This window comes from Glutamicibacter sp. NPDC087583, assembly GCF_044743685.1.
GTDB lineage: Bacteria > Actinomycetota > Actinomycetes > Actinomycetales > Micrococcaceae > Glutamicibacter.
Window position 1 is genome coordinate 91668 of record NZ_JBIUWY010000004.1, and the last position, 14037, is coordinate 105704.

A 14037-nucleotide genomic window follows, 5' to 3' on the forward strand; every position below is an offset into this window, starting at 1 on the left:
ATTGAGCAGTTGGCGAGAGCCATGAAAATGCCATCAATCTGTCGGACGTGCAAGTAGCATGTTGATCCAGCACATGATGAGGGATGGACTCGTGAACCTGCCGGGCCAGGACGGCGATCATCCCGACAGCTATGCTCGTGACCTGTAGAGGACCGCCATGGGCGGTGAATACTAACTCGCGTATTGCGCTGGGTGTCAAAGCCTGCCGGCAGTGGTATCCAATGCTCTTCGATGAACAGCTCTGGCTGCGCGTAAAGGTTGGTGGCGGCGCATCACGGAGGGAAATCGACTCATGAGTTGCTGCGTCTTATGCAATACAAACTGTTGATCATCGTCAAGGTGGATTACATTCCATTCGGTACTGCGGCCGTTGATGCAGCTGATCGTTATTAACAGAAGTCGGTGCTAACCAGGTCCAATCCGCCGATTGTCCGCTGGGGTGAGGCCAATGGTGACGAGGTTGATGCCTCGGCGAATACTGATTGCTTGGTTCACCCTGAGGAGAGGCTGTCTTCGCCTAACCATCCATATCGGGCGAAGAACCGTCCGGTTTGCTGACCAATGCCGAGCTGGCGTAGGGAGAATTGGACGGTACAGGTCCGATTCCGTTTGACGATAAGAAGGCGATTTTCAGTTGGTGTTGCGGGCATGACCGGAACTTCTTATGTCGAATGCGCCATGCCGTGCGATGGGGGAGTGGTACTAGCCCTTCCCGAAGCCATTACGCGCACCCTGAGCCAGGGCACGCTGATGAGAAGCAACGACTCCATTAAGATTCCTGACGCAGGTGTGGGATTGACATTGGTGCGCACCCTTGCCGAACCGACATCCAGATCTCTAGAAATCCGAGTTCGAGCTGTCATGAAATCGTGTCACCGTCTCTCGAATTTCTTGAATCGGCGACTGCGACTGGTGGGGGGTGCCCCTATGTAAAAAGTCAAGCTATTTTCAGCTCTGGAACGTCATAGAGTGACCCGTCACGGATCATGGCGAACAGAACCGTGAGCCGGCGGTGGGCCAGTGCGATGAGTGCTTGGTTGTGGCGTTTGCCTTGGGCTCGTTTCCGGTCGTAGTAGGCCCGGCTGGTCGGGTCGAACCTGATCGAGGCGAACGCCGAGAGGAAGAGCGCGCGTTTCAAGCGTTTGTTGCCTGAATGGCTGACGCGCTCGGACTTGATCGAGGTGCCAGACTGGCGCGTGGTTGGCGCAAGCCCAGCGTAAGAGGACAACGCTGCGGCGCTGGTGAAGGTCTTGCCGGAGGTCTCGGCGATGATGATCGCGGCGGTCCTGACGGCGACCCCTGGCATGGATGTCAGGACCGGGTAAAGAGGGTGGGCCTCCACCATGGCTTCCTAATGCGTGGCCACGTCCACGCGCTGTGCATGCAACGAGATCATCTGGTGGGCCAGATGCGGGATGACCAGGCCAGCAGCGTCGGTGCCGACCACGACCACTGTTTGCTCATCCAGTGCATCCAGGATGGCGCTGGCCCACGCGGTGTGCCGGCGGGCTCCCTGCTTCTTGAGCTTCGCATCGATCCGCGCTTTGCCTGCGTGCTTCAGTTGCGCTGGGGTGGGCCAGGTGGCGAGTACCTCCAGCACAGCGTCATGCTCCAGCCACGGGCCGAGAACGCGTTCCAGCGGCGGGTGGATCTGGGTGAACAAACCGCGGATCCGGTTGCTGGTCTGAGTGATCTGACGGGCCAGATCCAAGTCGAAACCGGTGAGCATGCCTAAGGTGGCTTCCTCTTCGTCAGAGAGCTGAATGCTGCGCAGCGTGTGGGGCATGGTGCGGGCAGAGTCCGCGATAATGAAGGCGTCTTTTTCGTCTGTTTTCGCCGTCCCAGGATACATATCTGCGATGCGCCGCATCGAGAGCCCGGGCAGGTATGCCACCGGAATGCCGAGGTGCTGAGCGACCGCAACGGCCAGGGCGCCGATGGTGGCTGGCTGATCAACGATCACTAAGACATGTCCTTGAGCTAAAAGCTTCTGATACACGGCGGTGAGTTTGGCTTCGTCGTTGGGCAGGGTTTTGTTCCAGATTTTGGTGCCGTCGCCGGTGACGGCGCAGGCCCAGTGGTCAGTTTTCCCGACGTCCAGTCCGAGGAAAATCTCGATGTCTGTGGTGATCATGACTAGTGCTCCTTTGAACTAGTTTTTGTTCAAGGTCGACCAACCGCCGGTAGCAAAGTCTTACATCCACGTTATGACAGGCGTCCAGTCTCCTGGCGCCGCGCCCCTAATCAGCAATCACCTCGCTGCCATCCCAATCTCGGTGGCAACACCCCCCGGACTATTGGATAAGCAGGGGCAAGACACCATGCCGAGATTGGTCGGCCGACAGTCCCTATGATCCTCTTTTTAGGGACTATCAAAAAGATAACGGGCGGAACCGCAACATGAACACTGAGAGCAGCTGCCTTGAAGCAACGTTTCACGTGAAACATGATCCAGACCACCCTTCGAACCTGCTGACGTCTGCGAAGCGAAACGTGTTTCACGTGAAACATTAACCTGACCGCCCTTTGATTGTCCTGAACTCAACGATGCGCTTGGTGTTTCACGTGAAACAACCAGAACGACCTGAAAGCACATGCAGGGTTGACGTTGCACAGAATGGAGCGGCCACGCACGACCTGGGCACCCCGCCCCCGAGATGAATAGCTAATGATGCTATACCCACTACCCGCAGGCTGACAGCCTTTGCTGAGATGAGGCATAAGAAGCTTGCTGAATACATGCGTAGGCCTGTACGAGCGCCGGAGAGGACCTGTCTGGCCGGTGCCTACGTGAGAGGACAGTGATCAGCCTGCGGCTTGCGGCGCGGACATGAGGAAGTTCGTTCCAGCGCCAAAAACCCGGCGAGCACGCACGGCGTGCAGGAAAGTAAGAGCGTCGCGAGATGCCGAGGGATAACTTGACCCTTGGTCCCATACGCGCGGAAGGTGAAGCCTGGATACGATCGTCCAACCACTTCAACGCCAGCAGCTGACAGGAGGAAATGACGCCAAGGCCCTAGGGAGGGGTCGTGCAACAGATGGCCAGAAAGCCTTAGGAGTGACTTATGAGGCTGCAGAAGCGCGTCCTAGGCGGATGTATGGGTCTCCGTGAGCCCTGTCGGGCATGAGCGGCCCGGCAGCGCTCCAGATCCCGCTCATGAGCAAGGTGAGCGAAGGGAAATCCAGAAGGATCACAACCTTCAATCCAAGAGAGTAGGAGGATTAGCGGTGAAATAGGTTCACTAGAGTCTCCGCAAACCCGGCTCAACCCGCTCCTGCTTTTGTCCCGGTTCGAAGGAACTATTCACTAGAAAAAAGCCCCAAGGTAAATAGCGCGGGAATTCGGACCAAGCTGTCCATGCACCAGCCGCGCAATAGGTAGGCATGATGCCGTGGAGTGCGAAGCCCCAGGTGCCGAAGCCCGTAGTAGTGATCAACCTAAATTTCTCAGGGTTGGAGAACTGGGCGAAGACCTCCATTAATTGAAAGGCAAGAGAACCTGAAGGAGGGAAGCGTGTGAATGAAAGAACTTATATGTGGGGTTAGTACTGGCCCTCGGGGAAACCGACTTCCCGAAAGATAGGTAGCGCGCTGTTCAGAGTTAGTTGATTGCACTAGGACCTAGTGCAGAATTGCAATGACCTGATCAGAGAGAAACCCCTCCGATCACTAGCAGATTGGAGATTCAGGCCTTCTCTTCGCGAGTCGACAGTAGGGCAACGAGCATGAGTCTAAGGCCTTTGTCCCTGATGCAGGTTCTACCGGCAAGCTTCGCCCCGATGGGTATGAACAGCTATTCAGCGATGATGTGGCTCGTTCGCTCCACGGCAATCGACCTCAGATTCATTCAATCTTCGACAGGTCGCACCTCATCATTACCCAGCGGCCCATGTGACAGTTGCGCAGTGGGTGATGACGTATCGGCACGAAACATGGTTTGGGCCGCAGCAACTGACTTACGACAACAACTCACAAGCCGAAAGATTCTGTTCTGCTTACTGCGTGCCAGTTTAGCCAGAGAACGTCCTCAGGAACTCGTTGCTGAACCGTTCGGACTTTGGAGGAGATAGCATCATGGATTCTGACGATTGACGGCGAAACAGTAGGCTCAGTGAGCAACCAGTGGATACGCGGAAGGGGAGTGCTCCGCTAATTCCCTGGAACTCCGTTAGCCCTGGCAGTTCTCACTGCGCGTTGAACCCTCCCCAATAATCAAGACCAAGAGATGCTGTTCCAGCTAAAGACGCCCATGAAAACTGAGTGTCGCGGCGACACGGGGATGCGGCAGTCGGCATGGCCTGGATTATCCATGGACAGAATTTGACGCAATTTCGACCGGAAGCGGATAGTCCCATGAGGAATTGGTTTTGGCTGCCTCTCAGAAAGCACATCCAATCAGCTAGCATGTGCGGCGTATCCGGATGCGTTTCCGCGGCCCTTCACAGTGCAGTCTGGAATTGTGGGCCGAAGTTGAAGGGCTAGAAATACGGCGATTGCGGATCGCTGAATTTTGCATAGGACATCAAGATTCAGAATTCGGGAACCTGTCTAGGTGGCCAGAGAAACGATCAAATGCGAACCCGAACTTGCCGGGTCCATTGCTGAGCATGAAATGCGCATCTTGGCTGACGGGTGCCAAAGAACTGTGCAAAGCGTCATAGAACAGAGCCAGAATAATAAAAACAAATATTTTACCTTGGATATTCGCAACAGCATGTCAAAAGGGCCTTCAGATGAAGAACCGGCTCAACCTGAGCTGGGGTAAGGCTCGGAAACGGCCAGAGAACGAAAGCAAGTGAACTTCTCGCGGCGCCACGGTTAAATAAGAAGTGGGGACCAACCTTGCGGTTGATCCCCACTTCAATCATGTTCTTGGCTTACAGGTATTCTGCGAAGTCCTTCTCGATGACAGCCTTCGGCTTGGCACCGATGGAAGTAGCGACATGCTCGCCGCCCTTGAAGACGTATACGGCTGGGATGCTGGTGATGCCGTACTTCGCGGCAATGCCCTGGTTCTCATCGACGTTGACCTTCACGACGTCGACCTTCGCAGCGTGCTCTTCTGCGATCTGATCCAGGATTGGACCGAGCTGGCGGCAAGGGCCGCACCATTCAGCCCAGAAATCGACGATCACTGGCTTGTCGGCATCCAGGACATCGGCCTGGAAGGTTGCTTCAGTTACTGCTTTTGCGTTGCTCATGAGAGACAACCCCTTTCTGAGAAAACTATTAGGCGGTAGCGAGGGTTTCGGAAACGTTGGCCAGGTAGTACTCCACGTCCTGGGCCGCGGCGCAGCCCGAGCCGGCCGCGGTAATGGCCTGGCGGTAGGTGGAATCGATGACGTCGCCGGCAGCGAAGACACCTGGCAACGAGGTCTTCGAAGTGCGGCCTTCAACGGCGATGGTGCCTTCGGAAGTCAGCTGCAGCTGGTCCTTGACCAGATCCACGCGTGGGTCGTTGCCGATGGCCACGAAGATACCGGTGACATCCACGGTGGATTCTTCGCCGCTGGTGCGGTTCTTCACAACCAAGCCTTCGACCTTATCGGCACCGTTGATGCCGATGACTTCGGAGTCCCAGATGAACTCGATCTTCTCGTGGGCCAGGGCGCGGTCGGCCATGATCTTCGAAGCGCGCAGCTCGTTGCGGCGGTGCACGACGATGACCTTGGAGGCGAACTTGGTCAGGAACAGTGCTTCTTCCATGGCGGAGTCGCCACCGCCGATCACGGCGATTCTCTGGTCGCGGAAGAAGAACCCGTCGCAAGTGGCGCACCAGGAGACGCCATGGCCAGAGAGGCGCTTTTCGTCCTGCAGGCCCAGCTCGCGGTAGGCGGAGCCGGTGGAGACGATGACAGCACGAGCACGGTAGATGGTGCCGTCAGCCAGGGACAGCGTCTTGATTTCGCCTTCGAGGTTCATTTCGGTGACGTCATCGAAGAGAATCTCGGCGCCGAAGCGTTCGGCTTGCTTCTGCATGTTGTCCATCAGGTCTGGGCCCATGATGCCCTCGGGGAAGCCTGGGAAGTTCTCCACGTCGGTGGTGTTCATCAGTTCGCCGCCGGCAGTGACTGAGCCGGCGATGACTAGTGGGTTCAGATTCGCACGGGCGGTGTAAACCGCGGCGGTGTAACCGGCCGGACCGGAGCCGACAATGATGACGTCGCGGATTTCGTCGTTCTGTGCTGAAGTCACGGGGGTAGAACCCTTTCGTTCTAATAATGCGAGGTGGATAGCAAGGTCTAACCTCACTATCCACCTCAACGCATTGCTTTCGTAAAAAATTCCGCTTCTATTACTTGGCGGAGAATTCACCGATCTGGAGACCGAATGGACGTGAATCATTGCCGCCGGATGCCTTGCGAGGCAGGTCGGTGATGTCCAGGAACACGTGGGTTCCTTCCATGTAGTCCTTGTCGTCGTCCTTGGCAGTTACCGAAACCGAAGGACCGGAGAATGAACCCTTGGCTACCGACTTGGCATCGCCCAGGTCTTCGGATTCGCCGACGAGGATTTCGTAGTTGCCGCCGGTGCCGTTCAGGCCCTCGAGATTGACCTCGGAGATCTTGGACTGCTCGTCCAGTTCCAGGATGAAGACCATGTTGGAAGCGAAGCCGCCAAAATCAGCGGTGGTGTACGAGTACGTTGAGTAGGTGCTCGAGGCGTTGCCGTCGATCATCTGGCCCAGCTTGCCATCGGTTTCGGAGTTCAGCTGCTGATTGCCGGGAACCAGGCGGGATACGTCGTCGATCTTCGGAGCAGGCAAGGCGTCCTCGGTTGAGTCCTTTTCCTTCTCGGTCTCGGATGGCTTTTCCGGGGACTCCACGGCAGTTGGCTGCTCGCCATCGGCGGTGGTGTTCTTGTCCCCACCAAGGAAGTTGAAAGCGAACACGACTGCAACAATCAGCACGATGAGCAAGACGGCGCCAACCAGCAGGCGAGTTCCCTTGGAACCGCCTTCTTCCTCTTCCTCTTCGCCGACCTGGGGGTCCTGGGCAGAAGCATTCTTGGCAGCTGCGGGGAAGGTCGAGGCTTTCGAGGCAGCGGCAGCGGCGGCACCCGCAGCGGCGCCTGCGCCGGCTACGGCTCCAGCTGCTGCAGCCTTCTTCTTTGCCGGCTTCTCATCTTCCTCGGCAGGCTTCTGGGTAGGCTTGGCCGGCGTCTTGCCCTTGGACTGCGCAGCGGCAGCCAGTGCCGCAGTTGCGGTGACATTAGGCTCGTCTTCGTCTTCCAGGCGGGAGACCTTCGGCTTGTCTTCGGCCGCTGGCTTTTCAGCTGGCGCAACCGGGGTAGCCATGGTGGCGGGAACCTGCTCATTAGGCGCAGTCTGGTCGAACTGTTCTTCTTCAGGCTGTTCCTGGTTCTTCTTGCCGAACCGGTTCTTCAGTCCTGCGAAGCCACCAGCCAAGGCGGAACCGATCTTGCCCTGCTGCTCTGGTTCGTCTTCGTACTGCAGCTGGTCGTAGTACTCGTTGTCGTCTTCGTAGGTCTCAGGGACGGCCTGGCGAGACTCGCCGAAGATCTCGGTGCCCAGGGTGTCGGTGAAGAACGGCTCAACATATGGAGCGTCGTCGGTTTCCAAAACCAGGTCCAGCAGGTCCGAGGAACGCGCGGTGTTGGCGACGAGGTAGGTCTGGTTGGCATCGGTGATGCCCAGATCCAGCACCTGAACGTTCGAAGCGCGCTCGCCCATGGCGATTTCGCGTGCGCTCGTTGCCAGCTGCGATGAATTCTCCACGGAAGCCACCATGATGCTGACCGAGCGGTTCAGTACCTGGTCTACGCCACCGAGTACCAAGTCTCCTTCAGCTGATGAAAGGACACTCTCGGTTACTTGGTAGCGACCGCTGAGGACAGAGCCGACATCGATTGGCTGCGACACGTGCATCTCCAAGGGGTTGATTTTGGTTCGGTGGCGGTCCACGGACCACCACCTGCCATGTTACCGGTCAGATCAAGCTATTTGGTGCCTATTTGCCCAGAATCACTAGCAAGTTTCAGCGGACCATCAGCGATTGAGTCCCGGGATTCTGCGAAGGATCGGACCCAGGAACGACTGGAGCTCCGGGACCTTGGTTTTGTACAGCAAGCCAATGAAGACGATGCCCATCACCAGCGCGACAATAGCCACCGAAACCAGGGCGCTGAATACGGAGTCGTAGGCGAATCCGAAGTTGAATCCACCCAGCAGCCAGAGCGCGATGCATCCAATGATGGAGGAGAGCGTAGCCATCCAACCGACTCGAATGTAGGTGTCGATGACAGAGGAAACACCGTAGTTGCCGTAGCGGCGCTTGATCAGATAGTGGGTGCCGACGCAGGTCAGCACGTTGGTCAAGCCGTAGATGAAGGCAATGGCGGCGGCGATATGCAGCGGATCGACCACGGCGGCAGCGGCGAACGCCAAGATCAATCCGAGCCCGGCGGTGGCCGACTGGATCAGCATCGGGGTGCGGGTATCTTCCTCTGCGTAGAAGACACGCAGCATGAAGAACTGCAAGGACTTGAACGGCAGCCCAAGGGCGGTGAGCACCAGCAGCTGCCCGAGAGCGCCCGCGGCCTGCGCAGCATTCTCGGAGTTGCCGGCAAAGAGCCTGCCTAGCGGTCCGGCCAGCACGATGAAGACCAGCGTGCAGAACACGATAGGGATTGCGGTGGAGCGCATGCCCTGATTGAGCAGCTTGCCAACATCCTTGCGGCGGTTCTCGGTGAATGCCCGGGCGAAGTCGTTGAACAGCACGGTGGCGACGGTCAGCGCGAACAGGGAGTGCGGCAGCACGGTGATCAACTGCGAGGTGTTCAACGCGTACTCGCCGGCTACCGAGGCGGCCTGTTCGGGAGGCAGCTGCGCTCGAGCCGCGGTAGCTCCGGACACGATCTTGGAGTACACCAGCGAGGAGAGATTGCCGATCACCATGGCCGCCAGGGTCCAGATCGCCAGCTTGCCCACGTGGCGCAGTCCCATGCCGCGCCATTGGAAGTCCAGTGTCAGTTTCAGCCCGGTCTTCTTCAGTGGCCAGAACAGCGCCACCGACTGCAATACGATACCCAAGGTGGCACCGCCAGCCAGCCACATGGTCTTGACGCCGCTCCAATCCTGCATCGGGTCGCCCGAAGAGTAGGCGCCGAAAGTCAGGATGAAAGCGCCAATGACGATCAGCTGGATGATGTTGTTGACCGCAGGAGCCCACATGAATGCGGCAAAGCGGCCATTCGCGTTCAGCACCTGGCCCAGCACTGCGTAGAGCCCATAGAAGAAGATCTGCGGCAGCGACCAGTAGGCAAAGGCCGTTCCCAACGCGATCATCGGCTCGGTCCAGTTATTGGTGAGCACTGTGATCAATGGCCTGGCGCAGAGCGTGAGGATCAGAGTCAGGATACCCATGCCCACGACGGTCAGCGTCACCAATTTCGACGTGTACGCGGCGCCGCAGTCCTTCGCCTTGGAGGCCTTGATCAGCTGCGGGATCAGCACGACGTTGAAAATGCCGCCGGCCAGCAGCATGTAGATGATAGTCGGGATGATATTGGCTTTTTCAAAGATGTCAGCCACCGAGGTGACCGAACCAATGGCCATCGCCAGCAAGGCCGTGCGCACGAAGCCCAGCAAGCGGGAGACCATCGTGCCGGAGGCCATCAGGGCATAGATCCTGGAGCGCGAGCCAACAGGCTGAGCTGCCTGCTGCGGGGGAGGTCCGGCGACTACGTCCATGGCTCCGGTGTGTAGCTGATCGGAGCCCGCAGATGGATTAGGAACCTGAGACATGCTTTGTAAGGACCTCGCGTGCCAGATCAGCGATCCGGCGCTCATTAGGGAAGGACAGGCGCTTGCCCAGGGAACCGATGGGGACCCAGGCAACATCGACGGCTTCATGATCGGGATCATTCTCGATCGTCAGATGCCCGCCAGTAGCTTCCAGCAGGAAATGGTGCACGGTCTTGTGCACACGGTAATTCGTCACGGTGAACCAGTAGTCGACCGAACCCAGCGGGGCGAGGATGCGTCCGGCAATGCCGGTCTCTTCCTCGATTTCGCGGATAGCCGCTTCCTCATTGGTTTCCACGCCCTCCGGGTGGCCCTTGGGCAGGCACCATTCCAGCCGTCCGCCACGGTTGTACCGGGCAATGATGGCCACTGGGAAGGTGGGGTCGTTGAAGTCGATCACGATGCCGCCGGAAGAGACTTCTTCCACGGTCGGCAGGCTCGTGTGACCGCCAGTTGCCTGCGCGCGAGCCATTGACGCAGTCAATGGGGTGCGCTTTGGGGCAGACGGGATCGGTCGGTTCATGGAACCACTCTATCGAGAAAGTACCGTTCGCCGCCTGATCGACGTGGACAAGTAAGTTATCTCGCAGGCAAATCCGTCGGAATTTCAAGCATTCTTCCGGGATTTCTGGCACGCTTAAGTAACTATGCATGCACTTCCCTCGCCTGACGCACTGCGTCAAATCCTGCCCTCGGTTATTTTCGACTTGGCCGACCGTTTTGTTCGGGCGGGCCATGAATTGTCGCTGGTAGGTGGGCCGGTTCGGGATCTGTACTTGGGACGCGTATCCCCGGACCTCGATTTCACCACCAGCGCTCGCCCGGAAGAAACCATCAAGGTGATTTCCGGCTGGGCCGATAACGTTTGGGATGTGGGACGCGAGTTTGGAACTATTGCCTTCAAGAAGGGCGAACACACGCTAGAGGTCACGACCTACCGCGCTGATGCCTATGACAAGGAGTCGCGCAAGCCGATCGTTGCCTTCGGTGATAACCTGCACGACGATCTCTTCCGTCGGGACTTCACCATGAACTCGATGGCTCTGCGCTTGCCGCAGCTCGAGCTGGTGGATCCTTTCGACGGCGTAAGCTCGCTGGAAGACGGGTCCATCCGCACCCCTGGTGCACCTGATATCTCCTTCTCTGACGATCCGCTGCGCATGATGCGTGCTGCCCGTTTTGCTTCGCAGCTGAAGATCGAAGTCAGTCCAGAGGTGCGCGAAGCCATGAGCGGAATGACCGATCGGATCGACATCATTTCCTCCGAGCGGGTTCGCGATGAACTGGTCAAGCTGATCAACGGTGCAGACCCGCGCGCGGGAATCGACCTTCTGGTGGAAACTGGCCTGGCCGATAAGGTGCTGCCCGAAGTCTCGGCACTGCGTCTGGAAATTGACGAGCACCACCGGCACAAGGATGTCTACCAGCATTCGCTGACCGTGCTGGAACAAGCCATGGCGTTGGAAACCGACGAAGAGGGACCTGTTCCCGGCCCGAACTTCGTGTTGCGCTTCGCGGCGCTGATGCACGATATCGGTAAGCCGGCGACCCGCAAATTTGAACCAAGCGGCGCGGTATCCTTCCGCCACCATGACATGGTGGGTTCGAAGCTCGTCAAGGCGCGTATGCGCGCCCTGCGTTTCGACAAGGACACCACCAAGTCCGTAGCCCGACTGGTCGAGTTGCACATGCGCTTCTATGGCTACGGCGAGGCCGGCTGGACCGACTCGGCGGTGCGCCGTTACGTCACCGATGCTGGAGACCTGCTCGAGCACCTGCACCGCCTGACCCGTTCGGATGTCACCACCCGCAATCGCAAGAAGGCCGACCGCCTAGCTTTTGCCTACGACGACCTCGAGGCGCGCATCGCGCAGATCGCCGAGCAAGAAGAGCTCCAGTCAATCCGCCCGGATCTTGACGGCGAGCAGATCATGCACCTGTTGGGAATCAAGCCGAGCAAGGTCGTTGGCCGCGCATACAAGTTCCTCTTGGAACTGCGTTTGGACGAAGGCCCGCTGGGCGCGGAAATCGCCACTGAGCGCTTGCGCGCCTGGTGGAAAGAACAGCCTGAAGCCCAGGAATCGGCTACCGAGGGGTAACCTCTGACCTGAGCACCAAGGGAAAAGCACCTGAAATCCGCATGGATTCGGGTGCTTTTGCCGTCCCCGGGAAAGTGCTTAAAGTTTCTGCGCAAATTTGTAGCGCATCGGGGTTAATCCATGTATGCTGAATACTGTGATTGGGAAGTCTCAATGAGACTTGCGGATTGAGAAAACTTTTCAAAGAGGCCCCATGGCATCCATGGCCGGACGAGAGCAGATTTTAGGAGGTGGCGAAATGATTAATACCAATTGGTACACAGAGACTCATCGCGGAGCGCGATTTATTGGCGGCTCTCCCATGTCTCGTCTGTGCAAGCTCATTTCCCCAACCTCCGGACAAGCGGATTCCTAACTCACGGTAAATCCCGCATAAGTTCCTGAGGTTGCAGGTCAGTAATCGACTCTCACCCTTAGGAACTTTTTTCATGCCTAGTCCACTGTTCTCCTCATCCGCTCAACGGGCAGTTCGCACCTCGGAATTAATCTTCGCAGGACCAGAAAGCCTGAAAGCTCGCGCCATTTCAACTACGCGCCAAGATCTTCCCTCCCCTTCTACTTTGACCGAAGGGAGGGACAGCAAATGAAAAAGCGTCAAGACAAGCGCAAGTTCACCAACCTTGATAGCACCGAGTTCAACCGCCGCATGCGTCAGCGTGAGCTGAAGAACCACGTGCCACCAGAAATGTACCTTCGAATTCGCTAAGGCCGGCAACGCCATTACCGTTGCCCGCTAACAAGAATCCGAGGTACCCATGATGAACTCGCAAGGCATCGCCAAGAGGCCCGCCGGCCTGCAAGCCGGCGGGCTTCTCCGCATCCAGAGCACTGTCGAATACAGCAATGGCCAGGACCGAACGGTCCTGGCCATTGCCTTTCCGCTAACGCGGAGGGCTAGCGCTCGATGTCGCCGCGAATGAAGGCTTCCACCTTGTTGCGCGCGGTCTCATCGTCGTACTGCTCTGGTGGCGACTTCATGAAGTAGCTCGAAGCCGACAGGATCGGACCGCCGATGCCGCGGTCCAGGGCGATCTTCGCTGCGCGTACGGCATCGATGATCACGCCGGCCGAGTTTGGCGAGTCCCAAACTTCCAGCTTGTATTCCAGGTTGACCGGAGCATCGCCGAAGTTGCGGCCCTCGAGGCGGACGAAAGCCCACTTGCGGTCATCAAGCCATGCAACGTAGTCGCTTGGGCCGATGTGCACGTCGTCTTCGCCCAGGGCGGCGGAGGTGTTCGAGGTGACTGCCTGGGTCTTGGAGATCTTCTTGGATTCCAGGCGATCGCGCTCGAGCATGTTCTTGAAGTCCATGTTGCCGCCAACGTTCAGCTGGTAGGTGCGGTCCAGGACAACGCCGCGGTCTTCGAACAACTTGGCCATCACGCGGTGGGTGATGGTTGCGCCGATCTGGCTCTTGATGTCGTCGCCAACGATTGGCACACCGGCGTCAGTGAACTTCTGCGCCCACTCTGGGGTGCCGGCGATGAATACAGGCAGGGCATTGACGAATGCAACGCCTGCGTCGATGGCGCACTGTGCGTAGAACTTGGCGGCCTGCTCGGAACCAACTGGCAGGTAGCAAACCAGGACATCGACTTCGTTGTCCTTCAGGGACTGGACGATGTCAACTGGCTCGGCTGCAGACTCTTCGATGGTCTCGCGGTAGTACTTGCCCAGGCCATCCAAGGTGTGGCCGCGCTGAACGGTCACTCCGGTGGTTGGAACGTCGGCAATCTTGATGGTGTTGTTCTCGCTGGCCAAGATGGCTTCCGAGAGGTCGAGCCCGACCTTCTTGGCGTCGACATCGAAGGCGGCAACGAACTGAACGTCGCCCACGTGGTACTGGCCGAACTGCACATGCATGAGACCTGGAACCGTGGAATCAGCATCGGCGTTTCGGTAGTACTCAACACCTTGGATAAGGGAAGTGGCGCAGTTGCCTACGCCTACGATGGCAACGCGAATCGGGTTCGCCGACACATGAACTCCTTATTGAAATGTATAAAACCTTTGGGCAATAGGGCGCGCAAAAGCGCATTGCGCAAATTGACCCACAATGATCTTAAGTCTTAATGGAGTGCAAACATTCCCAATCGTGCCCGGTATCACCGAATAACTATCGGGGCGGCCTCTCTGGGCTAGCGAAACCGAGGTGATTACTGCACTGTCTCA

The 14037-nt window shown here is 57.9% G+C and carries 9 protein-coding genes and 1 pseudogene; 3 read left to right on the plus strand and 7 right to left on the minus strand.

Annotated elements, in window-relative coordinates; all coding sequences use genetic code 11:
- Positions 1 to 937: 937 nt before the first annotated feature.
- Positions 938 to 2134: pseudogene (locus ACIOU9_RS11940) on the minus strand (IS110 family transposase).
- Positions 2135 to 4552: 2418 nt separating this feature from the next.
- Here ACIOU9_RS11940 and ACIOU9_RS11945 point away from each other — a divergent pair.
- Complete coding sequence (locus tag ACIOU9_RS11945) at positions 4553 to 4765, plus strand: hypothetical protein (protein WP_133833767.1); 213 nt, start codon at positions 4553 to 4555, stop codon at positions 4763 to 4765.
- Positions 4766 to 4877: 112 nt separating this feature from the next.
- Here ACIOU9_RS11945 and trxA read toward each other — a convergent pair whose 3' ends face one another.
- The 5 genes from trxA to ACIOU9_RS11970 all read right to left on the minus strand — a co-directional run bounded on the left by trxA (position 4878) and on the right by ACIOU9_RS11970 (position 10289).
- Positions 4878 to 5201 carry a thioredoxin gene (gene trxA, locus ACIOU9_RS11950; protein ID WP_105662206.1) on the minus strand — a complete coding sequence of 108 codons (324 nt, stop codon included), beginning with the start codon at positions 5199 to 5201 and terminating at the stop codon, positions 4878 to 4880.
- 28 nt (positions 5202 to 5229) lie between these two features.
- Complete coding sequence (gene trxB / locus ACIOU9_RS11955) at positions 5230 to 6195, minus strand: thioredoxin-disulfide reductase (RefSeq protein ID WP_402697019.1); 966 nt, start codon at positions 6193 to 6195, stop codon at positions 5230 to 5232.
- A 100-nt stretch (positions 6196 to 6295) separates the two neighbouring features.
- The gene (locus ACIOU9_RS11960; protein WP_402697021.1) at positions 6296 to 7882 is read right to left on the minus strand and encodes a hypothetical protein; all 1587 of its coding nucleotides are present in this window, start codon (positions 7880 to 7882) and stop codon (positions 6296 to 6298) included.
- Between the two features lie 126 nt (positions 7883 to 8008).
- Complete coding sequence (murJ, locus tag ACIOU9_RS11965; protein ID WP_402697023.1) at positions 8009 to 9712, minus strand: murein biosynthesis integral membrane protein MurJ; 1704 nt, start codon at positions 9710 to 9712, stop codon at positions 8009 to 8011.
- Positions 9713 to 9749: 37 nt separating this feature from the next.
- Entirely contained in the window at positions 9750 to 10289 is a 540-nt protein-coding gene (locus tag ACIOU9_RS11970) for an NUDIX domain-containing protein (RefSeq protein ID WP_105656609.1), read from the minus strand.
- Positions 10290 to 10413: 124 nt separating this feature from the next.
- On the opposite strand from ACIOU9_RS11970, the gene ACIOU9_RS11975 reads away from it, so the two are divergent.
- Complete coding sequence (locus ACIOU9_RS11975) at positions 10414 to 11865, plus strand: CCA tRNA nucleotidyltransferase (RefSeq protein WP_105656608.1); 1452 nt, start codon at positions 10414 to 10416, stop codon at positions 11863 to 11865.
- Between the two features lie 583 nt (positions 11866 to 12448).
- A complete protein-coding gene (locus ACIOU9_RS11980; protein ID WP_255209577.1) occupies positions 12449 to 12571 on the plus strand; it encodes a hypothetical protein in 123 nt (40 codons plus the stop codon).
- Between the two features lie 188 nt (positions 12572 to 12759).
- On the opposite strand, the gene ACIOU9_RS11985 is transcribed toward ACIOU9_RS11980, so the two are convergent.
- Positions 12760 to 13845, minus strand: coding sequence for an inositol-3-phosphate synthase (locus ACIOU9_RS11985; protein WP_105656607.1), 1086 nt, complete (start codon positions 13843 to 13845; stop codon positions 12760 to 12762).
- Positions 13846 to 14037 lie beyond the last annotated feature (192 nt).